Genomic DNA, 22,684 nt, shown 5'->3' on the forward strand with positions numbered 1-22,684 from the left:
TTTATTACGACAAGAGCAAGATCCGCGATTTATCCATCATCGGGATTTCGTTATTAATTCAGTCCCTGTCATTTATTTTCGTATTTTTTCTCTCCGCGAGAGAGAGTGAAGCCAGATCAAAAATAAAATTCGCGAACCCCAATCTCGAATACCTCTTTTATTTTGTTCTGGCGGGCGCCCTCCTGAGCGCTGCGGGCGCGCTGGGGCGGCTTGCCGATGCGGCGGTGTTTCTGCTTTTCGCCCTCGGCGCAGCGACGCTCCATGGGTCGTTCCGCGAGCGATGGGCTTCGGCTTTCGCCACGGTGTTCATGCTGGCCGCGCTGGGCGCCTGGACAGCGAATAATTTCGGCGTCCAGAATGTCCGCGTGACACTGCTGGTGGGATATGTGGCGTTGACCGCACTCGCCGTCGCCACCCATGAGCGCACATCCGCCCTCACCATCGCCTATGGCATCGCGGGGCTCGGCGTGGCTGTCGCCGCAAGCCTGATTGCCCCGACCTTCTGGCTACCCGCTGGGGCGCGCGTCACGCCACTCGATGCTCTGGTTTGGGCGCTCTCTCTCGTGGCGGCGGTGCAGGTCATCAACTGGCTGCGCATCCGCGCGGCAGGCACATGGCGAGATGCGCCACTGCTGCCCCTGGCAATTGCGCTCGCGCTGGTGACGACGCAGCGGGCCAATGTCTCTTTCCTCCCAGCGGACGACTATCATTTTTCCGAACCCCTGCTCGCCGTGCGCGCGCTGGCGGACGGCGGCCTATTCAGCACCTTCTTCACCGCCCATGGACTGATCGACGCCGCCGGCATTCTCGGCCCATGGCTGCTCGGCGATGCGAGCGCGACTGGCATCGTCATCGGCCAGACCTACGCGTTCTATTTCGCCACCGTGCTGACCGGCTGGCTGCTGTTCCGCTTTTGCGGCCCGCTGGTGGGCGTCCTGCTGCTGGCCTCGCTTGGCATCCTGCTGGGCAATTTCCTCGCCGTGCTTGTGGTTGTCGCGATCGTCGCGACCGCTTCCATCAGAAACGACGTCCTGTTCGGCGCCGTGCTGGCGGGGGCGGTCGCCGCCAGCGTCTTTCTGCTCAATGGCACGGGTGTCGCCACAGCGCTTCCCAGCGCCTTCATGGCGGTGTTTCTCTTCCGCGACTGGACTGTGCCCTCCCTTTTGCGCACCCTCGCAGGCGGCGCCGCCTGCGGGCTGGCTCTGGTTCTTCTGCTTTGGCGGCAGATCGGAGGGGAGCTTTTCTTCCTCTCCACCGCGGCCGACACCAATCTGTTCGTCTACGGCAACAATTTCGTTCCTGCGCCCGGCTTTAGGGTGTCACGGCTGCTCCAGATGGGCGCCACCCTGCTGTTCGCGCTCACGCCCGCTCTCGGCTTCGCCCTTCTGGCACGACCCAAACAGGTCGCCACATGGGCGGATGCCGGCCGCCTTGCGCTGGCGCTGGCGCCGCTGGTCGCCTTCGTTCTGCTGTTCACGCCCTATGCCATGGGGCGGCTCGACCACAACATCTATCGGGGCTATCTCGCCACCAGCCTCATCCTTGTCGCCATGGCGGTGTGGATCGCGGCGCCCGGCTTGAAGCGATATTTCCCGCACATCGACGGCCGAGTGGTCGGCCTCACCCAGGGCATTCTGGCGTTTCTGCTGATGCTGACGGCGGCGCCGGTGCCGAACGCGCTCCAGCGGTGGTCGAACCTCCCCCTGCTGGTGGCCCAGCGCGCCGCCGCATCCCCGGCCGATGCCGCCCTGCCCACGCTTGGAATGGCGAAGCTGGAGCCGGTGGGCATGTCGCGGCTGCTGGCGGTCAAGGCGGTGGTCGAGCATGTGCTGAAGCCCGGTGAGACCTTCTTCGACCTGACAAACCGCAACGCGCTCTATTTCTATCTGGAACGGCCCGTGCCAGTTCCCATCGCCAGCACCTACAATGCCGCGCCGAGGGCCTTCCAGGCACGCGACCTGGACAGTTTCAAGGACGACCCTCCCCCACTGGTCCTCGCGGGCGTGGATAGCTACGAGCACGACGGCTACAGCCTGCCGCTGCGCGCGTTCCAGATCTACCGGTATGTCCTGGCGCATTACACGCCGTTCCAAGTCGGGGCGTACACCTATGGCGTGAGGTCCGATCTGGTCGACCGACTCAAGGGATTAACGCTGGCGGGCGCCTCTGCAGACATGGAGACATGGTCGGCGGCGTTCCATCTCACCGAGCTTAATCGCCTGCCGTCCGCGTGGGGGCGCTCGCTCGGCAAATTGCTGGGGCAGCTTCGCCCGGACACGGTGCCGCTCCAGTCGATGGCGACCGGTACGCCCGAAGGCGCTGCCCTCTCATGGACCTACGCCATCCCGACGATGGCGCCGCCTGAGCGCTACGGCGTTCTCGCGCTGGACGTGGCATGCGCCAACGGAACGCAAATGCCGCGCGTTGTCGTCTCATGGCGCGGGGGCCAGGAGGCGTTCAGCCCGCAATGGAGCCTTACCTTCGAGGCCTCATTCCCGCTCAACCTCGTGCCGCTCGACAGTTCGCCACGCTGGCTGCTGGCGCCCTCGGTGGCCGAGATCCGCATTACGGTGGAGCCGCCGTCGAACTGCGGGGCAATCTCGCTCGGGGATGTTCGGTTGATGGGCCGGACATAAAAAAGGGGGCGCCGAAGCGCCCCCGATCGCTCCATCCCAAAGGATGGAAAACCTCAGTTCTTGGTCTTGTCCACCAGGGCCTTGGCCTTGATCCAGGGCATCATGGCGCGGAGCTTCTCGCCGACTTCCTCGATCTGGTGGGCGTTGGCCTTGGCGCGGGTGGCCTTGAACGAGGTCTGGCTGACCTTGTTCTCGAGCATCCAATCGCGGGTGAACTTGCCCGACTGAATGTCGGTGAGCACCCGCTTCATCTCCGCCTTGGTCTCGGGGGTGATGATGCGCGGGCCGGTCACATACTCTCCGAACTCGGCGGTGTTCGAGATCGAGTAGTTCATGTTGGCGATGCCGCCCTCATAGATGAGGTCGACGATCAGCTTCACTTCGTGCAGGCACTCGAAATAGGCCATCTCGGGGGCATAGCCCGCCTCGACCAGGGTCTCGAAGCCGGCGCGGATCAGCTCCACGAGGCCGCCGCAAAGGACGACCTGCTCGCCGAACAGGTCGGTCTCGCACTCTTCCTTGAAGGTGGTCTCGATGATGCCGGCGCGGCCGCCGCCAATGGCGCTGGCATAGCTGAGGCCGAGGTCATGGGCATTGCCCGAGGAATCCTGGGCGATGGCGATGAGCGTCGGTACGCCGCCGCCGCGCTGGTATTCCGAGCGCACCGTGTGGCCGGGACCCTTGGGGGCGATCATGAGCACGTCGAGATCCTTGCGGGCCTCGATGAGATTGAAATGGACATTCAAGCCATGGGCGAACAGCAGGGCGGCGCCGTTCTTCATGTTGTCGTGAAGGCTTTCCTTGTAGATGTCGGCCTGCAGCTCGTCCGGGGTCAGCATCATGACCACGTCGGCCCACTTGGCGGCATCCGCCGGGCTCATGACCTTGAAGCCTTCGGCCTCGGCCTTCTTGGCAGTGGCGGAGCCGGGGCGAAGCGCGACGACCACGTCCTTGACGCCGCTGTCGCGCATGTTGAGCGCATGGGCATGGCCCTGGCTGCCGTAGCCGACGACGGCGACTTTCTTCCCCTTGATGAGGTTCAGGTCGGCATCGCGATCGTAGTAAACGCGCATCATTCTCTCCTGTTGGGCGTCTTTTTGTACGGGTTGGAAATCAGACTGAAACGGGAATCCCGAGTATGGTGGCAAGTCGCCCCTGGACCTCGGCGAGCACAGATGCCGGCGCCCGCTCGATGACGTCGAACACCCGGGCCGCGTGATCCAGCGTCCTTAACTGATCGACAAGGACTGCACCTTTGGTTTGGATACCGTCCGGCAAAGTCACGTTATAAGGCCAGTCCCTCAGTCGCGATGAGATCGGGCAAACTATGACCCTGCGCGATACCTCGTTGTAAAGGTTCATAGAAACGATCAGGGCGGGCCTCCGACCCGCCTGCTCCGTTCCAAGAACCGGGTCGAGCTCGACCCACGCAATATCACCGGCGGCGAGTGGCATTGTCGTCCTTGACCGGCTTCAAAACACCACGCGAATAATCGTCGTCGATGATCTCGTCACCAACGTCAGGCCCCCACTCGACGGTCTCGGACTCGTCTTGCGGCCCTAGCCTCTTCATCTCCGCGACAAGATCTTCCAGGCGATAGCGCGGAATCTTGACCTTGGGCTCGGCATGAATCGCCACCATCGTTCCATTGCGCTCAAGGTCCACTATCGAGCCCGGCCGCAAGCCGAGATCGTCCGCGACGGATTTGGGAATCCGCACGGCGACGCTGTTGCCCCATTTCGCGACCTTGACCTTCACGGCCTGAACCTCACCCAATGTATATCCGGCGGTATATCCACACGAAGCTGCCGAGGCAAGCCTTGACGAAGCAAAGCCTCGACAACGCAAGCCTCACATGGCCTCCGGGCCGCGGGAAATGGCCACGACGCCAGTCCGCGACACTTCCACCAGTCCGAGCGGGGTCATCAGCACGGCGAACTGGTCGATTTTGTCGGTCTTTCCGGTGATCTCGAACACAAAGCTCTCGGTGGTGGCGTCGATGACGCGGGCACGGAAAGCCTCCGCAAGGCGCAGTGCCTCGCTGCGCGCGTCCCCGGTCCCGCGCACCTTAACCATCGCCAGTTCGCGCTCGACCGAGGCCGCTTCCACCGTGAGATCGCTGACCCGGTGCACCGGCACCAGGCGATCCAACTGGTTGCGGATCTGCTCGATCACCATGGGCGTGCCGGTGGTGACGATGGTGATGCGCGAAAGTTGCGTCTCGTGGCTCACCTCGGACACGGTGAGGCTGTCGATATTGTAGCCGCGGCCCGAGAACAGGCCGATGACGCGCGCCAGCACGCCCGGCTCATTGTCCACCAGGACGGACAGCGTATGGCGTTCGGTACGTTCAATGGGATGGGACATGGGGGGTCTCTGGAAGGTGAGAAAGTGGTGCCCTCCCCCGCAAGCGGGAGAGGGGGATCGATGGCGCGTCAGGCAGGCCGGAGATCACACCAGCATCTTGCCTTCGTCCGTGATCGCATCGTCGAGATCGATCGCCATGTCGCCGAGGATCATCTCGTTGTGGGCGCGGCCCGAGGGGATCATGGGGAAGCAGTTTTCCTGCTGGTCCACGATGCAGTCGAAGATCACCGGACGGTCCACCGCGATCATCTCGGCGATGGCCGCGTCCAGGTCTCCCGGCTTATCGCAGCGCATGCCGACGCCGCCGTAAGCCTCAGCCAGCTTCACAAAATCGGGCAGCGCCTGCGAATAGGATTGCGAGTAGCGCCCGCCGTGCAGCAGTTCCTGCCACTGGCGCACCATGCCCATGTAGCGGTTGTTGAGAATGAAGATCTTCACCGGCAGATTGAACTGAATGGCAGTGGACATCTCCTGCATGTTCATCAGGATCGAGGCTTCGCCCGCGATATCCACGCACAGTGCCTTGGGGTGGGCGATCTGCGCGCCGATGGCGGCGGGCAGGCCGTAGCCCATGGTGCCGAGACCGCCGGAGGTGAGCCAGCGGTTCGGCTCCTCGAAGCGGAAGAACTGCGCCGCCCACATCTGGTGCTGGCCGACCTCGGTGGAGATGTAGACATCCCGGTCCTTGGTCGCCGCATACAGGCGCTCGATGGCGTATTGCGGCTTGATGATCTCGTCGGAGGCCTTGTAGGCGAGGCTGTTGCGGCCGCGCCACCGGTCGATCTGCGACCACCACCCGTCCATTGCCTCGCGGTTCATGGAGAGATCACTGTCGCGCCACACCTTCACCATGGCTTCCAGCACGCGGGTGCAGTCGCCGATGATGGGCAGGTCGACCTTGACGTTCTTGTTGATCGAGGACGGGTCGATGTCGATGTGGATCTTCTTCGAGCCGGGCGAGAAGGCATCGATACGGCCCGTGATGCGGTCGTCGAAGCGCGCGCCAATGCACACCATCACGTCGCAGCCGTGCATGGCCATGTTGGCTTCATAGGTGCCGTGCATGCCGAGCATGCCGAGCCACTGACGGCTGGCCGCCGGGAAGGCGCCCAGGCCCATCAGGGTCGAGGTGACGGGAACGCCGGTGAGCCGCGCCAGTTCGCGCAGAAGGCGACTCGCCTCCGGCCCCGAATTGATCACGCCGCCGCCGGTGTAGAAGATCGGCCGCTTGGCGGACGCGATCATCTTGACCGCCGCTTCGATCTTGTCGGCGTCGCCCCGCAGCTTCGGCTTGTAGGTCTTGTGCTCGATATTCTCCGGGCCGACATACATGCCGAGGGCGAACTGAACGTCCTTGGGGATGTCGACGACCACCGGGCCGGGCCGGCCGTTCTGCGCGACATAGAAAGCTTCGTGCAGGACGCGGGCGAGGTCCTTCACGTCGCGCACGAGATAATTGTGCTTGGTGCAGGGCCGTGTGATGCCGACCGTGTCGCATTCCTGGAACGCGTCGTTGCCGATCAGGTGGGTGGGCACCTGCCCGGTGATGCAGACGATCGGGATCGAATCCATCAGCGCATCGGTGAGGCCGGTGACCGCGTTGGTCGCACCGGGGCCGGATGTCACGAGCACCACGCCGACCTTGCCGGACGAGCGGGCATAGCCTTCGGCCGCGTGCACCGCCGCCTGCTCATGCCGCACCAGGATATGCTCGACGCTGTTCTGGTGAAACAGCGCGTCATAGATCGGCAGCACCGCGCCGCCGGGATAGCCGAACAGGTGGTCCACGCCCTGGTCCGCAAGCGCCTGCATGACCATTTCGGCGCCGGTCATTTCCTTGCTCATCCCGTCTCTCCCTAGCGGGGCCTTGCCTGCCCGCCATTTTCAAAATCCACTGCGAAAACTCGGCTCCAGAAACGACGAAGGGGCCCCTAGGGCCCCTCGTCACACGCCACCATCCTCGACACCGGCCTGTCAGGCCGTTCCGATGGTGGCGCTCCTAAGTACGAGAATGGTAACGATCTTGCGCATTGAACCGCTGGCTCTTTCAAAAGTTGCGCGAACCTACTGGTCCGCGAAATCTCCGTCAAGCGGCCGCGACATGGTTTTTACAAATGTGCGGCTCTGCCGTGATATTGCCCTATCTTGCAGGTCTCTGTAAGGGAGAGTTGCTCTAATAGGACGCTGCGGAAACCAACCATGTCGCTGAATTTTCGAATCCAGCGCGCTTCGGCGACGGCCTTGACCCTCCTTGCCCTCGGGGCGGGAACCTTGTCCGGCATCACCGTGACGCGCGCCGCCGACTGCCAGACCGACTTCATGACCATCCGCACCGAGATGGAAGAGAAGGGCAAGGCGCTGCAAGCGGCCGGAAAGAAAAAGGCAAGTCCGCAGGAGCTTTGCCCGCTGTTCCGCGCCTATACAGCCGCCGAGGGCAAACTGACCAAGTACCTCTCCGACAATAAGGAGTGGTGCCAGATTCCCGATCAGGCGATTGCGCAGGCTAAGGACAGCAATCAGAAATCCTCCGCACTGCGCGACAAGGTTTGCGCGGCCGCCGCCAGCGGTGCCGGGGGCGCGGGTGGCGGAAAGCCCCCGCCCCAGGGCTCGATGTCCAGTGCGCTCGGCGTCACAACGGGCTATGTGCCCGGTCAAAGCTCGACCGGCGGCGGCGTATTCGACACCCTCAACGGCAACGCGCTGAAGCGCTGAGGTGCACGCGTGACACGTTGGGGGACCGAGGGCGCCGCGCCGCCGGTGGCTGATGCCGGCGCCGGAAATTGGGTTGACCGCCTCGCGCCTGCCCCCCTTCGCCCCTACCTGCGCCTCGCGCGGGCCGACCGGCCCATCGGCAGTTGGCTCCTTTTGCTGCCCTGCTGGTGGTCCACGGCGCTGGCCGCCATCGCGGCGGGGCGCGCCTACCCGGACCCCGTTCTCCTGCTGCTGTTCGCCGTTGGCTCCATCGCCATGCGCGGGGCGGGCTGCACCTGGAACGACATTCTCGACCGCGATATAGACCGCAAGGTCGCCCGCACCCAGAACCGCCCGCTGGCCAGCGGACAGGTGAGCTTGAAAGCCGCCTTCGCCTTCCTGGCATTTCAGATCCTGATCGGGCTGGTTGTCCTGCTCTGCCTGCCGCGCTTCGCCGTTGTCACAGGCGTGGCCTCGCTGGGCGTGGTGGCGGTCTACCCGCTCATGAAGCGCGTCACCTCAGTGCCCCAGGTGATCCTCGGCATTGCCTTTTCCTGGGGCGCCCTGATGGGCTGGGCCAGCGTCTTCCGCAGCATCGAGGACCCTGCCCTGCTCTTGTTCGCGGGCTCGGTGTGCTGGGTGTTCGGCTATGACACCATCTATGCCCACCAGGACCGGGAGGACGACGCCTTGGTGGGTGTCGGCTCCACGGCCCTGCTGTTCGGGGAGCGCAGCCGGCTGCCGCTCGCCCTCTCCTATATCGCCACCGTGGTGCTGTTCGGCCTTGCCCTCACCTCGGCTGGCGCCGGCCTGCTCTCGGCGTTCGGGCTGACCGGGTTCGCCTACATGCTCTATCGTCAGGTGAAATTTCTCGACATCCATGACGGCGGGAAATGCCTGGAGCTGTTCAAGTCGAACCGCGATGCCGGTCTGATCCTGTTCGCCGGCTTGGCCACCGACACCCTGCTTCAGCACGCGGTCGGCACCGGCATGATCTGAGTCATCCGGCGCCAACCCGCTTGGCATCGCACGCTTGCCTCTTGCTGCGCCGCACACTATTGCCTTGAATGATGAGCCAACTCGATCCGCAGACCGCATCCGGCGCCTCGGCCATTGAGCCGGCCCTCGCGCCCCTAGATACGGTCGCGCGGCATCTTGCCGATGCGGTGACGGCGGCGGGCGCGATCGCCCTCGCCATGTTCCGCACCAAGATCAAAACCTGGAACAAGGACAACGATTCCCCCGTCACCGAGGCGGACATCGCGGTCGATCGCTTCCTTTACGAAAAGCTCGCGGCCATCGACCCGGATTACGGCTGGCTCTCCGAGGAAACCGCAGACAATGAGGACCGCCTGTCCCGCAAGCGGGTCTGGATGGTCGATCCCATTGACGGCACCCGTGCCTTCATGGACGGCGGACCGGACTGGGCGGTCTCCGCCGCACTTGTGGAAGACGGGCGGCCCATCGTCGCCGCCCTGTTTGCGCCGGTGACGGACGAGATGTTCTTCGCCATCCGAGGACGCGGGGCGAAGCGCAACGGCACGCCGATCACCGCCTCCGGTCATGCCGGTCTCAAGGGCGCGCGCATCGCCGGCCCGCCCTTCATGCTCGACCGAATTGCTGGAACCACCGGCTTGGTGCGGATGCCGCGCGTGCGTTCGCTCGCCCTGCGCCTGACCCGCGTCGCCACCGGCGAACTGGATCTGGCCCTGGCCTCGGGCAACTGCCACGACTGGGATATTGCCGCCGCCGACCTTCTGGTAAATGAAGCAGGTGGCGCGCTGACGGGTTACGATGGCGCGGTACCAGTATACAATGTCCGTGTTCCCCGCCACCGGCCGCTGGTCTGTGCCGGGCCGAATCTTCACCAGCCCATGCTCGCCCTCGCGCAGGACGAGTTCGGCGCCTTTTGATCGCCCACCAACCGCGGATCGCTGGCCACCATGACCACTTCATCCGAACCCAAGCAACTGCTCCACCTTGTCTTCGGCGGAGAGCTGAAGGAACTCGGCGGGACCGAGTTCAAGGATCTCACCAAGCTCGACATCGTCGGCATCTTTCCCGACTATGCCACCGCCTCGGCGGCTTGGCGCGGCAAGGCCCAGTTGACCGTCGACAACGCGATGATGCGCTATTTCGTGGTCCATATGCACCGACTGCTGGACCCCGAGACGGGCCATGAACACTAACGATTCCGCGGCGAAGATCGCACCCACTGACGATCACGCGCGCTGACGTTATAATCAGCGACGCAGCGTAACCGGCGCGGGGCCGAGCGGCTCTGCGCCGGTATGCATTTGAGACCAACAGAAGCGCGGCCGCAGGGCAGGATCGCGCCATAAAGCAAGGTATCGTTTCAGAATGTGGCGTCGCGTGCGCACCAATCGCGCCTTACAACTGGCTGCCGGAAACACGTTCGCGGGCTATTTCTGGCTGGTCGCGCACACCACGCGATTCAAGGTCGAGCCGCTGGATATCTACGACCAGATCGATGCCAATCTGCCGGCCATCATCACCTTCTGGCACGGCCAGCACTTCCTGACCCCGTTCATGATGAAGCCGTATCACAAGGCGAAGGTGCTGATCTCGCGCCATGCGGATGCGGAGATCAACGCTATCGCCGCCGAGCGGCTGGGGGTCGGCACCATCCGGGGCTCCGGGGCGACCTCGCCGCGCGATTTTCACCGCAAGGGCGGCGTTTCCGCCACCTATGGCCTGATCGACACCTTGGCCGAGGGCATCAATGTGGCCATGACGGCCGACGTGCCGAAGATTTCCCGCCGCGCGGGCCTTGGCGTCGTGACGATTGCGCGCCATTCCGGACGGCCTATTCTCCCGGTCGCCATGGCCACCCGCAACCGCATCCTCCTCAAGAGCTGGGACCGCGCCAGCCTGCACCTGCCGTTCGGTATCGGCGCGGCGGTGGCCGGGGAGCCGATCTGGGTAGATAAGGACGTGGATCAGGCTGGGCTCCAGGCCGCGCGCGCCCTGCTTCAGCAGCGGCTCGAAGCCGTGACGGCGCGGGCTGAGGAACTGGTGGGGCGCGGAGGCTCCGCGCGATGAGGGGGGCCGCCGTGACGATGCCGCTGCGGCTCTATCGCGGCGTCACATCGGTCGCGACGCTCCTCGCGCCCGCCTGGCTCGGCTATCGCGTGCGCAAGGGCAAGGAAGACCGGGCGCGGCTGTCTGAGCGGCGCGGCATCGCCAGCCTGAGCCGCCCCAAGGGTCCGCTCATCTGGGTGCATGGCGCCAGCGTCGGAGAGGTGCTCTCGGTGATGCCGCTGATCGAGCGGCTGATGGAGCGCAGCTTCTCCGTTTTGCTCACGTCGGGCACGCTCACCTCGGGCCGCATCGCGGCGCGGCGCGGCCCTCCTGGCCTGTTGCATCAGTTCATCCCGCTGGATGCGCACCGGTTCGTCGCCCGCTTTCTCGACCATTGGAAGCCTGACCTCGCGCTGCTGGCGGAATCGGAGATCTGGCCGAACCTCATGGGGGAACTCGGCCGGCGCGGAACGCCGCTGGTGCTGGTGAACGGCAGGCTTTCCAGCCGCTCCAGCCAGCGCTGGGCCAAGCTGCCGAAAAGTGCCCGAAACCTCCTGTCCCGTGTCGATCTGTGCCTCGCCCAGACCCGCGACGACAGCCAGCGATTCCAGGCCCTGGGCGCGCCGCGCGTCCAGGTGGCGGGAAATCTCAAGTTCGACGTGCCCCCGCCCCCCGCCGATCCCGAGACGCTGGAGCGCATGCGCCGCGCCGTCCGCGGGCGGCCGGTGCTGCTCGCCGCCTCCACCCATCCCGGCGAGGACGAGGTGGTGATCGAGGCGCACCGCATGCTGCGGGATGAAATCCCCGGCCTGCTGACCATCATCGCCCCCCGCCATCCCGAGCGCGGCGAAGACATCCGCAAGCTCGCGGACGAGGCAGCCCTGCCCGCCGTGCGCCGCAGCGCCGGCCTGCTGCCGGACGCTGGCACGGAAATCTATGTGGCCGACACCATCGGCGAACTGGGCGTGTTCTATCGGCTTGCTCCGGTGGTCTATGTCGGCGGCTCCCTGGTGCGCCATGGCGGGCAGACACCGATTGAGGCGGCAAAGCTCGGCGCCGTGGTGCTGCACGGGCCCCATGTCTGGAATTTCGGCGCGCTCTATGCCCGCCTTGATGCCGATGGCGGCTCAGCGTTGGTGACCGACGCCGACAGCCTCGCGGACCATGTGCTGGCGCAATTCCTAGATAAAGAGCTTCACGCCCGCACTGCGGAGGCGGCGCGGCAGACCACCGAGGCGCTGGGCGGCGCGCTCGACCGGACGCTGGCGGCCATCGAGCCCTATCTCGCCCAAATCCGCCTCGCCCGATGATCTTCGCCCGCGCGCCCCGCTTCTGGTCGGCGCCCCAATCCCTGGCGGGAACCCTGCTCGCGCCGTTCGGGTCCGTGGTCGGGGCAATCACGCTGCGGCGCATGGCGCGGCCGGGCACGGGTGTGCCGGTGGTGGTGATCTGCGTCGGCAATCCCACGGTCGGCGGCTCCGGCAAGACACCCACGGCGTTGGCGGTGTTGGCGCGCCTCAAGGCACGCGGCGCCCGTCCGTTTGCCCTGCTGCGCGGCCACGGCGGCCGCGAGGCGGGGCCGCTAATCGTCGATCCCGCGCTTCATGATGCCGGGGCCGTGGGGGACGAAGCGCTGCTTCTGGCGCAGGCCGCGCCGACTATCATATCGCGCGACCGCGTCGCGGGGGCTCGGCTGGCGCTGGACAGCGGCGCGAGCCATGTGGTGATGGACGACGGCTTCCAGAACCCATCGCTGGTGAAAGACGCAGCCGTTCTGGTTTTGGATGGTGCCGCCGGCATCGGCAATGGCCGCGTCCTCCCCGCCGGACCGCTGCGGGCGCCGTTCGCGGATCAACTCGACCAAGCGGACGCTTTGCTGGTGGTGGGTCCCGGTGCCGCACTGCCCTCCGCCGGCAAGCCGCTGCTGCGCGCACGCCTGCTGCCGGACCCAACAGTGGCGGACGCGCTACGCGGGCAGAAGCTGCTGGCCTTCGCCGGCATCGGACGACCGGAAAAATTCTTCGCGACACTGCGGGACATCGGCGCCATCCTGGTCGAAACCCGCGCCTTCCCTGACCACCACGCCTACACCCTCGCCGATATCCAGCGGCTGCTGGAGCAGGCGTTTGTGGGAAATCTCAGGCTGGTGACCACCACCAAGGACATGGCCCGCCTCTCCCCGCCGGACTTCGCCGAGGCGCGGAGATATATCCATGTGCTGCCAGTGCGGCTGGAACTGGACGACATGGGGATGCTGGACCGCCTGATCGATCTGGCGGAAGCACGGGCAGCGGCGCGCTTTTAGCCGCCGGCTTTCTTCTGATGCTCAAGCACCCGCGCCAGGACGGCTTCGGGGTCGGCATAGGCTTCCTGGAGATCGACGCTCCAATAGCGCAGTTCGTCAAGCAGTATGGATTGCCCGGTCACGGCGCAGCGCACGAAAGCGCCCGGACGCAAAATCCGGAATTCGCCGTCCAGATAGCGCACGAGGGCCTCGCCGCCCGCTTCGGGAAACCGTTCAAATCTGTTCATCTGCGCCGACGCTTCGCTGAAACCTTCGCGCCAGGATATCGGCTCGGCGCGCCCGGGGAAAGGGCACCGCTCAATCGGCGGTGTCGAACAATGTCGGCTGGCTCGGCGGCGGTGCCGCCCGGCGTGGCGCCGGCTTACCGCCGGCCGCCACCACCGCAACCCGACCGTCCGCGAACTCCAATTCCAGCCCCTGCCCCGGCGAAACTGCCCCGGCGCCGCGCACCGCCCGCCCTGACGCATCGCGCACCAAGGCGAAGCCCCGCGCCAGAACGCCGTGATAGGATAGCGCCTCAAGAAGCTGCACCGCACCCTGAAGCTGCCGCGTCTGCTCGCGCAGCGTGACCTTCACTCCGCGCAGCCCGCGCGCGCTCAGCTCCTTGAGCCGCGCGCGACCGCGCAGGAGATGCGCACTTTGGGCGCGGATGTTCGCGGCCTGCCGGGCGATGGCGGCGTTCAGGCGATCCGCCCGCCGTTCCATCTGCCGGCCTGTGGCCTGGCTAAGGCTCAACCCCAATTGGCGCGTGCGATCGAAGCCACGTTCCAGCCGGCCCCGCAGGATCGCGGGAGAGAGACGTCCGCGCGCCGATTGCAGGCGGATGCGATGGGCACTGGCATTGGTGCGGAGCGCGCGCGGCAGGCGGGTGGACGCGGTATCGAGCCGCTGGCGCGGCGTCGCCAAAAGCGCGTCGGCCGCCGGCAACAGGCGCGACAGGGCACGCAGGTCGCTGCGCCGCCGCTCCAGCAGGCGCGCGGGGGCGGCGGCAAGCCGCCCGTGCAAGGTCCGCACTGCGCCGAGCAATTCCGCGCGCACCGGCACGGCCATCTCGGCGGCGGCCGTGGGCGTGGGCGCGCGCATGTCGGCGGCAAAATCGATCAGCGTAACGTCGGTCTCGTGGCCTACGGCCGAAATCAGCGGAATGGTGCTCTCGGCGGCGGCGCGCACCACCGCCTCGTCGGAAAAGCCGAGCAAGTCTTCCAGCGATCCGCCGCCCCGCGCGACGATCAGGAGGTCGGGGCGCGGCACCGGCCCGCCGGGCGGCAGGGCATTGAAGCCGCGGATGGCGGCGGCGACTTCCGCCGCGCTGGTCTCGCCCTGCACCCGCACCGGCCACACCAATACGCGCCGGGGAAACCGATCCGCCAGCCGATGGAGGATATCGCGGATCACCGCGCCGGTGGGCGAGGTGACGATGCCGATGACCGACGGGAGGAACGGGAGCGGCACCTTGCGGTCAGTGTCGAACAGCCCTTCGGCCTGGAGGCGGCGCTTGCGCTCCTCCAGCATGGCCATGATGGCGCCGGCGCCGGCGAACTCCAGGGACTCGATGACGATCTGGTAGCCGGACTTGCCGGGATAGGTGGTGAGCTTGCCGATCGCCACCACCTCCAACCCTTCCTCGGGCCGGACCTTGAGGCGAGCAAAATTGCCCTTCCAGATCACCGCGTCGAGCCGCGCGCCTTCGTCCTTCAGCGAGAAATAGGCGTGGCCGGAGGAGTGCGGCCCGCGATAGCCGGAAATCTCGCCGCGCACCCGCACATGGCCATAGGCATCCTCCACGGTCCGGCGCAGCGCGCCGGAAAGCTCGGAAACGGTCCATTCGGGCGCATTGGGGCGGGCGTCAGGGGCAGCGGGCATCGACTCATAGGCTGTTGGGATAGGAGGTCTAAGCATAGCCCGATCCCCCCTTATGCGGCGAGCGCAATGCCTGCCCCCTTGTTTGAAGCCGAGCAAGCCGATAGCGGTTTCTACGGGAGGAACGCGGATGAATGTGCTGCTGCTCGGCTCGGGGGGCCGTGAACATGCCTTGGCTTGGAAGCTCGCGCAGAGCCCGGCCATGGGTCAATTCTACGCCCTGCCCGGCAACCCCGGCATTGCCGACATCGCGGAAGTGGTGGAAGGCGTTCCCCTCTCCGCCCACCACCAATTGGTGACATGGTGCCGCGAGCACGCCATCGGCCTTGTGGTCGTCGGCCCCGAGGCGCCGCTGGTGGCGGGGCTGGTGGATCGGCTCGCGGAAGCCGGCATCGCCGCCTTCGGCCCCACCGCCGCCGCCGCGCGGCTCGAAGGCTCCAAGCTGTTCACCAAGGAGTTGTGCAAGACATACAGCATCCCCACTGCGGGGTTCGGCCGCTTCACCACCCTTGAGGGCGCCGCCGCCCACATCCACGCCGAAGGCGCGCCGATCGTCGTGAAGGCGGACGGACTGATGGCCGGCAAGGGCGTCGTGGTGGCCCTCACCGTGGAGGAGGCGATGGCCGCCGTGGAGGGCGTGTTCGCCGCCGGCGGCCAGGAAGTGCTGATCGAGGAATGCATGGAGGGCGAGGAGGCAAGCCTGTTCTGCCTCGTGGACGGCGAGACTGTCCTCCCCTTCGGCAGCGCCCAGGACCATAAGCGCGCGTTCGACGGCGACCTCGGCCCCAACACCGGCGGCATGGGCGCCTATTCTCCCGCCCCGGTGCTGACGCCGGAACTGGAAGCCCGCGCCATCGCCGAGATCGTGGTGCCCACCGCCAAGGCCATGGTCGCGATCGGCGCGCCCTATCGCGGCATTCTCTATGCCGGGTTGATGCTCACCACCGCCGGGCCGAAGCTGGTGGAATACAATTGCCGCTTCGGCGATCCCGAATGCCAGGTGCTGATGCCGCGCCTGAAAAGCGATCTGCTGCCCCTGCTGGACGCAGCCGCCCACGGCAAGCTCGCGGATGCACGCGTGGAATGGTCAAGCGAAACCGCCCTTTCGGTGGTCTATGCCAGCCGGGGCTATCCCGGTGCGCACCAGACCGGCTCGGAAATCTCCGGCATCCAGACGGCGGGCGAGACCGAGGGCGTACTGGTGTTCCAGGCGGGCACCAAACGCTCCGGCGCCAAGCTGGTCTCGAACGGCGGGCGGGTGCTGAACGTCACCGGCGTTGGCGCAGACCTCCAGCAGGCCCGCGACAGAGCCTATGAAGCCGCCGCCAAGATCCAGTGGCCGGAAGGCTTCTATCGCAACGACATAGGCTGGCGCGCTCTCAAATAAAACAAACGCGCGCTGCAGGGAGATACCTCATGGCCGATCTTGCCGATCTCTTTCCCGGCTTCGACGCGCACAATATCGACACGCCGGCCGGCCGCATCTTCGCGCGCACCGGCGGGGACGGGCCGCCGCTTCTGCTGCTGCACGGCTACCCCCAGACCGGCGCGATGTGGCACCGCGTGGCGCCGACGCTGGCGAAGACCCACCGCGTCATCATCCCCGACCTGCCGGGATACGGCTGGAGCGCGGCGCCGGCACCAGGCCCGAACCATGCTCCTTACAACAAGCGGGCGATGGGCGAGGCGATGGTTGCGCTGATGGAGCATCTCGGCCACGCGCATTTCTCGCTCATGGGCCACGACCGGGGCGGGCGCGCGAGCTACCGCCTCGCGCTCGACCATGTGGGGCGGGTGGACAAACTGGTGCTGCTGGACATCGCCCCCACCCATACCGCATGGCGGGGGCTCGACAGGGCGCGGGCGCTGAAATCCTACCATTGGACCTTCCTCGCCCAGCCGCATCCCTTCCCGGAGACGATGATCGGCAAGGACCCACGCTATTTCATCGACACCACACTGACGGGCTGGAGCGGCGGCAAGGGGCTGGCGGTGTTCGACCCGCGCGCCCTCGCCCATTACCGCGCCGCTTTCGCCTCTCCGGATCATATCCGCGGCGCCTGCGAAGATTATCGCGCTGGCGCTACCGTGGACTTCATCCACGATGAGGCAGACCTTGCCGCCGGCCGGGTCATCGAGTGCCCGGTTCTGGTGCTGTGGGGCGACCATGGGTCGGTGAGCGCCGGGCCTTTGGAGGCGTGGAAGCCGTTCACCACCAAGCTCCAGGGGGCGCCCATCCCCTCCGGCCACTATCTCTGCGAGGAGGCGCCCGATGCGGTGCTTGAGGCGCTGAAGGGCTTCCTCATTTAGCAGCGCCCTCCTTCTGAAGCAGCTTGCCGTTCCAGGCGGCCCGCAGAGTCCCGAGGCTCACCAGGATCAGGATCGCGCTGGCCGCAATAAGGGTGATCCAGGCGAATGCCAGCAGCCAAAGATCGGGATGAGCCTTTGCCAGCATCACGATCGCCGTGGCGAACGCACCGGTGGGGAAAGTCCAGCCCCACCACGACATGGCGAAGGGCACGCGCGCGAAATTCGGCGTGAGGGTCGCAAGCACGGCGACGATGAAGCCGGCCAGCCCCAGCAGGATCAGCGGGCCAGGGCCGAAGCCGTGTGTGAGTTGGGCAAGCGCGATGGTGCCCGCCGCCGAAGGGGCGAGGAAAATGCCCAGGGTCGGCTTCAGGGCCTCCGGCAAGGCCGGGCCGGTGACGATGCGGGCGAGAATCAAAGGTTGGATCATGGCCCAGAGCAGGCCGCCAACCCCGAACAGCACCCAGCACAGGTTCTCGTAGCCCATCTGCACCCCGAACACCGGGGCGATGATGTTGCCCACCAGCGGAATGAGCAAAGGCGGCGTCAGGGCGGCGATCTCGCGTGGCCGGGTCAGCAGTCCACGCACCGTCCACACACCGATGGCGAGATGCAGCACGATGGCACCGAGCCAGATCCCCGTGGCAAAGGTCGGCGCATAGGGAAACAGGCCGCCCGAAATGATCATCAGGCCGATGGTCACGGCGCCCGCGAAGGCCGAGCGCACGGGGTGAGCAAGGTCCGCCATCAGCGCCAGCGGCGTGCGCACCACGCGAACCAGATGCAGTCCTGCGACAAGCACCCACACCAGGATCGTCAGCCCCAGAAGGATTTCGCCGATCAGCGCCGGCACGCCCAGAACCGACACCGCCGCGCGCCAGGCGAGGCCCGTGCCGCCGATGCCCATGGGCGCCGCGAACAGGGCGAGCGGCAGATGCGTGAGGCGCACCGGCGCGCGTTTGGAAGGTGTCGCAATCATGGGGGTCTTCAATCCTGGGAGCGGTTCGCGAAATCACGCGTCCGCTTTTGGAACCGATGCCTGCTTTATCAGGCGGGCTCGACTGCCGGACAGTGATTTCAGGTCAGCAGGCTGATCAGCCAGTCTGGGTGAAATCTCGAGCCGAGGAAGGCGGCAAGGCCGATGCCGAAGCCGAACCCACCGAAGCCCCAAGCGACGAACATCAGCCACCAGACGCTGGTGAGGGCGGCGACGGCGGCGAGCGACAAGGCGATGGCAAGCGCGGCATCGGCGAGGTCGAACTGGTCGTCATGCATGTTCATGTCGTCGTAGAGCGCCTGGATATCCTTGGCCTTCTGCGCCAACTGGTCCGAGCGGGTCTGATAGCGCCCCTTCTCCGCCTCGATGGCCGCCAGCTTGGCCGTGACCTCGGCGGAAGGCGGCGTGGCGGCGGTGACCCTGAGAATCTCTCCGGTCTGCTCGTTCATGTGCAGCTTGAGACGCGCCGCCTGATACTCGTTCCAGGTGTCGACGATGTCGGCCTTGGCCACCTGCATGGCCTGGACGACATTGTCGTCCTTGATCTTCGCGACCGCCATGAAGACCGACAGAAACACCACCGTGATCGCGACGGCACGGTTCAGCGAATGGGTTTTGCCGTCGGTATTGATCTCGATTTCCATAGATCGCCCCCTCTGCGGCGATTCTCGTCGCTTCGCGGGGGAGATTAGGGGGTGAAATGGGAGGGATGGAATGGTGACGGAACGTCAGACGTGCACCGTGCCTTAGCGGCGATCCCGAAAGAAGGTGCGCAATACCTCCGCCGCCTGGCGCTCGGCGATGCCGCCATAGACTTCGGGCACATGGTGGCAGGTGGGCTGGGAATAAAAGCGCGGCCCGCTTTCCACCGCCCCACCCTTGGGGTCCGGCGCGCCGTAATAGAGCCGCCGCACGCGGGCGAAGGAGATGGCCGCCGCGCACATGGCGCAGGGCTCAAGCGTCACATAGAGATCGCAGTTCAGCAGCCGCTCGGCACCGAGCAGGGTGGAGCCGGCGCGCACCACAATCATTTCGGCATGGGCGGTGGGGTCGGTGAGTTCGCGCGTGCGGTTGCCGTCGCGCGCGATCACGGTGGAGCCGCGCACCAGCACGGCACCCACCGGCACTTCGCCCCGTTCGGCGGCGGCGCGGGCCTCGGCCAGCGCCATCTGCATGAAAGTCTCGCTCAATCCACCGCCCCGAAACCTGCGCCGGCCTGCCCTATCAGGCGGCAGCGGCGAATCCACCCCTCAAATCGGGATTAGAGCACGCATTTTTCCCGCTTGCGCGCGACTTTGGCCCGGTGCTGCGCGCGATCTGGCACGGCGCGACCTGCGTGCTTCACCTCGCACCCACGAAAGGTTCGTGCTATCGCCCATCCCATGCCCAGCAAACTGCCGCCCCGCAAGGACAAGAACCGCGTTCCGCGCGACAAACGCGTGATCGCTCCCGCAAAGAAGGACGCCGAGCGCGTCGCCAAGGTTATCGCGCGCGCCGGGCTCGGCTCGCGGCGGGAAATCGAGGACTGGATCGTCGCCGGCCGGGTCGCCGTCAACGGCGTCATCCTGGAAAGCCCCGCGAACACGGTGACCCCCGAAGACACCATCGAGGTGGATGGCGCGCCGCTGCCTGAGCGCGAGCGCACCCGCCTGTTCCTCTACCACAAGCCCAAGGGCGTGGTGACGACCAACCACGACCCCGAGGGGCGCACCACCCTATTCGAGATTCTGCCCAAGGGCCTGCCGCGTCTCGTCAGCATCGGCCGGCTCGATCTGAATTCCGAGGGCCTGCTGCTGCTCACCAATGACGGCGGCCTCGCACGCGCCCTGGAACTGCCGGAAACCGGCTGGCTGCGCCGCTACCGCGTGCGCGCCAAGGGCGAGATCAACCAGGCCCAGCTCGATGCGCTGCTCAAGGGCATCACCGTCGAGGGCATCGAGTACGGCCCGATCGAGGCGACGCTCGACCGGGCGCAAGGCGCGAACGTGTGGATCACTGTGGCGCTGCGCGAAGGCAAAAACCGCGAAGTTCGCAACGTCCTTTCCGCCCTTGGCTTGCAGGTGAACCGCCTGATCCGCGTCTCCTTCGGCCCGTTCCAGCTCGGCGAAATCGGCGAGAACGGCATCGAGGAGGTGCGCACCCGCGTCCTGCGCGACCAGATCGGCGACGAGATCACCGCCGCGTCAGGCGCGGATTTCGATGGGCCTCTGGTGGACCATCCGATCGACGACGAACCACCCCGGCAGGTCCGCCGCCTGGACGACGAGGACGATACCCGCCGTCCCGCCCGGTCCCCGCGCCGGCAGGAGCGTGAGCCGGAAGGCCGCGCCCGCGCCCGCCATCCCGCAGGTCCTGAGGAAGAAACCGCCACGTTCCGCATTCGCAGCCGCCGCGCCGACCCCGATCGCGAGTTGGAAAGCCGTGGCACGGTCGCCGACCGCAAGGGACGCGAAATCAAGGTGGAGCGCGTGGTCGCCCCGCCCCGCGAGGAGGAACGTCCGGCGCGCAGTGCTGGCTACGGCAAGGGGAGTCCAGACTCGGGCGGCCGGTTCGAGCGCGGCGGTGATCGCCCGCCGCGTGCTGGCGGTCCCGGCCAGCGGCCCGGCCCCGGCGCCCGACGCGATGATGGTCGCTTCGAGGAGCGCCCGCGCAGCCACAAGCCGGCCGGTGCCGGAGGCCGCGACTTCGAGGGTCGTGGTGAGCGGCGCGGCCCCGCGCCCGCAGGGCGATGCGCGCGAGGATTTCCGCCGCAGCGAGCGGCCGGACAGCCGTCCGGGAGGACGAACCGAGGGCCGTCCGCCCAGCCGCGAAGAGGGTAGCCGCGAAGGTTTCCGGCCACGCGGAGAGGGTTTCCGGCCGAGGGGCCGGGAAGACGATGCCGGCGGACATGGCGCCGCACGCCCGCCGCGCCGCGAAGAGGGCAGCCGCGAAGGCTTCCGCCCGCGCGGCGAGGGCTTTCGGCCGAGGGGCCGGGAAGATGATGCCGGCGGACGCGGCGACGCACGCCCGCCGCGCCGCGAAGAGGGCAGTCGCGAAGGCTTCCGTCCCCGCAGCGAGGGTTTCCGGCCGAGGGGCCGGGAAGATGACGCTGGCGGACGCGGCGATGCACGCCCGCCCCGTCGCGAAGAGGGCAGCCGCGAAGGCTTCCGGCCGCGCAGCGAGGGCTTTCGGCCGAGGGGCCGTGAGGATGACGCCGGCGGACGCGGTGACGCACGCCCACCGCGCCGCGAAGAGGGCAGCCGCGAAGGCTTCCGTCCCCGTGGCGAAGGCTTCCGGCCAAGAGGCCGTGAGGATGATGCGGGCGGACGGGGACGTTTCACGCCCGCCGCGTCGCGAAGAGGGTGCGCGCGAAGGCTTCCGCCCCCGGGGGGGGCGCGCGTCCCGGAAAGCCAGCGTGAGGACCGCCGGGGCCGATCAGGTCCCCGGCCCGCGAGCACCGGCCCGAAAGGCGGCGGCAAGCACCGCAACGACAGCCGTGGCGAGGTCGGTTTTTCGGAGCGCCCGTCGCGTGACGAGGGTGCCCCGCGTGGCCGTGGTGGCCCCGGTGCCAAGGGCGGCTTCAGGAGTGACGCACCCCGCGGCGATGGTCCGCGCGGTGATCGACCCAGATCGGATCGGCCAGGGTCAGATCGGCCCAAAAGCGGCGGCTTCAAGAGCGGCGGCTTTAGGGGGGACGGCCCCAGGAGTGATGGACCAAGGAGCGACGGGCCAAGGAGCGATGGCCCCCGTGGTGGAGGACAAAGGCCGGGCACGCGCAGCGAGCGGCCCAAGTCCGCTGGCTTCAAGCCTGGCGGCTTCAAGAGCGGCGGCCCCAAGGGCGGCGCTCCCGGCCGCTCTGGCCCCAAAGGTGCTGGCGCGAAACGCTCCGGCCCACCGCGCGGCGGCAAGCCGGCCGGTCCGCGCACGCGGGGCTGAGGTGCGGCGATGCGCATCGTCGGCGGCACCCTGAAGGGACGGGCTTTGAAAAGCCCGACCTCCTCGGCCATCCGGCCGACATCGGACCGGCTTCGTGAAGCCCTCTTCAACGTGCTCGCCCATGCCTATGGCGATGCAGCGGATAATGCCCGCGTGCTCGACCTGTTCGCGGGCACCGGCGCGCTGGGCATTGAGGCGGTCTCGCGCGGCGCACGGTTCGCGCTTTTCGTTGAGGAGGCAGTCGAGGCCCGCGCGCTGATCCGCGAGAATGTGGAAGCCATGGGCCTCACCGGCGCAACGCGCATTTTCCGGCGTGACGCCACCCGGCTCGGCGATTGCCCGGCGGGGGATGCCTATTCGCTGGTCTTCTGTGACCCGCCCTATGGCAAGGGGCTGGCGGAGGTGGCGCTTCTCTCGGCACGGGCCGGCGGATGGCTGGCGCCCGAGGCCCTGGTGGTGGTGGAGGAGAAGGCCGGCGCCTTCATTCCTCCGGACGGTTTCGATGTGCTCGAACAGCGCCGGTATGACGAGACGGAACTGACCTTTTTGGGCGCTTAAGAGCT

General features: G+C 66.9%; 22 protein-coding genes. 12 read left to right on the forward strand and 10 right to left on the reverse strand.

The genetic code is table 11. The annotated features are described in order from the left end of the window. Nucleotides 1-224: 224 nt before the first annotated feature. Entirely contained in the window at nucleotides 225-2,636 is a 2,412-nt protein-coding gene (locus ADADO0_RS01885; protein ID WP_511303385.1) for a hypothetical protein, read from the forward strand. A 53-nt stretch (nucleotides 2,637-2,689) separates the two neighbouring features. Here the strand turns inward: ADADO0_RS01885 and ilvC are convergent, their stop codons facing one another. The 5 genes from ilvC to ADADO0_RS01910 form a co-directional block, all read right to left on the reverse strand. After that, nucleotides 2,690-3,709: a ketol-acid reductoisomerase gene (gene ilvC, locus ADADO0_RS01890; protein WP_511303386.1), complete on the reverse strand. Its 1,020-nt coding sequence runs from the start codon at nucleotides 3,707-3,709 to the stop codon at nucleotides 2,690-2,692. A gap of 40 nt (nucleotides 3,710-3,749) precedes the next feature. Further along, complete coding sequence (locus ADADO0_RS01895) at nucleotides 3,750-4,091, reverse strand: type II toxin-antitoxin system PemK/MazF family toxin (RefSeq protein ID WP_511303387.1); 342 nt, start codon at nucleotides 4,089-4,091, stop codon at nucleotides 3,750-3,752. Beyond that, the gene (locus ADADO0_RS01900; protein ID WP_511303388.1) at nucleotides 4,072-4,413 is read right to left on the reverse strand and encodes an AbrB/MazE/SpoVT family DNA-binding domain-containing protein; all 342 of its coding nucleotides are present in this window, start codon (nucleotides 4,411-4,413) and stop codon (nucleotides 4,072-4,074) included. The genes ADADO0_RS01895 and ADADO0_RS01900 overlap by 20 nt, the downstream gene beginning before the upstream one ends. Nucleotides 4,414-4,488: 75 nt before the next feature. Beyond that, entirely contained in the window at nucleotides 4,489-5,004 is a 516-nt protein-coding gene (gene ilvN / locus ADADO0_RS01905) for an acetolactate synthase small subunit (RefSeq protein WP_511303389.1), read from the reverse strand. A gap of 84 nt (nucleotides 5,005-5,088) precedes the next feature. Continuing rightward, nucleotides 5,089-6,849, reverse strand: a complete 1,761-nt coding sequence (locus ADADO0_RS01910; protein WP_511303390.1) for an acetolactate synthase 3 large subunit — start codon at nucleotides 6,847-6,849, stop codon at nucleotides 5,089-5,091. A gap of 354 nt (nucleotides 6,850-7,203) precedes the next feature. Here ADADO0_RS01910 and ADADO0_RS01915 point away from each other — a divergent pair, with 354 nt between their 5' ends. From ADADO0_RS01915 to lpxK, 7 genes are all read left to right on the forward strand, one after another. Further along, a complete protein-coding gene (locus ADADO0_RS01915; RefSeq protein ID WP_511303391.1) occupies nucleotides 7,204-7,716 on the forward strand; it encodes a hypothetical protein in 513 nt (170 codons plus the stop codon). Nucleotides 7,717-7,725: 9 nt separating this feature from the next. After that, complete coding sequence (gene ubiA / locus ADADO0_RS01920) at nucleotides 7,726-8,694, forward strand: 4-hydroxybenzoate octaprenyltransferase (protein WP_511303392.1); 969 nt, start codon at nucleotides 7,726-7,728, stop codon at nucleotides 8,692-8,694. Nucleotides 8,695-8,765: 71 nt separating this feature from the next. Then, nucleotides 8,766-9,608 carry a 3'(2'),5'-bisphosphate nucleotidase CysQ gene (locus tag ADADO0_RS01925; protein ID WP_511303393.1) on the forward strand — a complete coding sequence of 281 codons (843 nt, stop codon included), beginning with the start codon at nucleotides 8,766-8,768 and terminating at the stop codon, nucleotides 9,606-9,608. A gap of 30 nt (nucleotides 9,609-9,638) precedes the next feature. Continuing rightward, entirely contained in the window at nucleotides 9,639-9,884 is a 246-nt protein-coding gene (locus tag ADADO0_RS01930; RefSeq protein ID WP_511303394.1) for a DUF4170 domain-containing protein, read from the forward strand. A 172-nt stretch (nucleotides 9,885-10,056) separates the two neighbouring features. Next, nucleotides 10,057-10,758, forward strand: a complete 702-nt coding sequence (locus ADADO0_RS01935) for a lysophospholipid acyltransferase family protein (protein ID WP_511303395.1) — start codon at nucleotides 10,057-10,059, stop codon at nucleotides 10,756-10,758. Between the two features lie 17 nt (nucleotides 10,759-10,775). Beyond that, nucleotides 10,776-12,047, forward strand: a complete 1,272-nt coding sequence (locus ADADO0_RS01940) for a 3-deoxy-D-manno-octulosonic acid transferase (protein WP_511303410.1) — start codon at nucleotides 10,776-10,778, stop codon at nucleotides 12,045-12,047. Then, entirely contained in the window at nucleotides 12,044-13,042 is a 999-nt protein-coding gene (gene lpxK, locus ADADO0_RS01945) for a tetraacyldisaccharide 4'-kinase (protein WP_511303396.1), read from the forward strand. Before ADADO0_RS01940 ends, lpxK begins: the two co-directional genes overlap by 4 nt. Here lpxK and ADADO0_RS01950 read toward each other — a convergent pair. Both ADADO0_RS01950 and xseA read right to left on the reverse strand, forming a co-directional pair. Continuing rightward, on the reverse strand, nucleotides 13,039-13,269 hold the full coding sequence (locus ADADO0_RS01950; protein ID WP_511303397.1) for a DUF2093 domain-containing protein: 231 nt from the start codon (nucleotides 13,267-13,269) through the stop codon (nucleotides 13,039-13,041). The genes lpxK and ADADO0_RS01950 overlap by 4 nt on opposite strands. Before the next feature lie 70 nt (nucleotides 13,270-13,339). After that, complete coding sequence (gene xseA, locus ADADO0_RS01955; protein WP_511303398.1) at nucleotides 13,340-14,905, reverse strand: exodeoxyribonuclease VII large subunit; 1,566 nt, start codon at nucleotides 14,903-14,905, stop codon at nucleotides 13,340-13,342. A gap of 127 nt (nucleotides 14,906-15,032) precedes the next feature. Between xseA and purD the strand changes: the two genes are divergently transcribed. Both purD and ADADO0_RS01965 read left to right on the forward strand, forming a co-directional pair. After that, nucleotides 15,033-16,289, forward strand: a complete 1,257-nt coding sequence (gene purD / locus ADADO0_RS01960; RefSeq protein ID WP_511303399.1) for a phosphoribosylamine--glycine ligase — start codon at nucleotides 15,033-15,035, stop codon at nucleotides 16,287-16,289. 29 nt (nucleotides 16,290-16,318) lie between these two features. Beyond that, nucleotides 16,319-17,212, forward strand: a complete 894-nt coding sequence (locus ADADO0_RS01965; protein WP_511303400.1) for an alpha/beta fold hydrolase — start codon at nucleotides 16,319-16,321, stop codon at nucleotides 17,210-17,212. Here ADADO0_RS01965 and ADADO0_RS01970 read toward each other — a convergent pair. From ADADO0_RS01970 to ADADO0_RS01980, 3 genes are all read right to left on the reverse strand, one after another. Further along, entirely contained in the window at nucleotides 17,205-18,188 is a 984-nt protein-coding gene (locus ADADO0_RS01970) for an SLAC1 anion channel family protein (RefSeq protein WP_511303401.1), read from the reverse strand. The genes ADADO0_RS01965 and ADADO0_RS01970 overlap by 8 nt on opposite strands. Before the next feature lie 98 nt (nucleotides 18,189-18,286). Further along, the gene (locus ADADO0_RS01975) at nucleotides 18,287-18,850 is read right to left on the reverse strand and encodes a DUF4337 family protein (protein WP_511303402.1); all 564 of its coding nucleotides are present in this window, start codon (nucleotides 18,848-18,850) and stop codon (nucleotides 18,287-18,289) included. A gap of 102 nt (nucleotides 18,851-18,952) precedes the next feature. Then, nucleotides 18,953-19,381 (reverse strand): nucleoside deaminase, encoded by a 429-nt coding sequence (locus tag ADADO0_RS01980; protein WP_511303411.1) that lies wholly within the window; start codon nucleotides 19,379-19,381, stop codon nucleotides 18,953-18,955. Between the two features lie 207 nt (nucleotides 19,382-19,588). Here ADADO0_RS01980 and ADADO0_RS01985 point away from each other — a divergent pair, with 207 nt between their 5' ends. Next, a complete protein-coding gene (locus tag ADADO0_RS01985) occupies nucleotides 19,589-21,025 on the forward strand; it encodes a pseudouridine synthase (RefSeq protein ID WP_511303403.1) in 1,437 nt (478 codons plus the stop codon). Between the two features lie 1,105 nt (nucleotides 21,026-22,130). After that, nucleotides 22,131-22,679, forward strand: a complete 549-nt coding sequence (gene rsmD / locus ADADO0_RS01990; protein WP_511303404.1) for a 16S rRNA (guanine(966)-N(2))-methyltransferase RsmD — start codon at nucleotides 22,131-22,133, stop codon at nucleotides 22,677-22,679. The last annotated feature ends 5 nt before the right edge of the window (nucleotides 22,680-22,684 follow it).

The organism is Aquabacter sp., from assembly GCF_965279295.1.
Lineage (GTDB): Bacteria > Pseudomonadota > Alphaproteobacteria > Rhizobiales > Xanthobacteraceae > Aquabacter.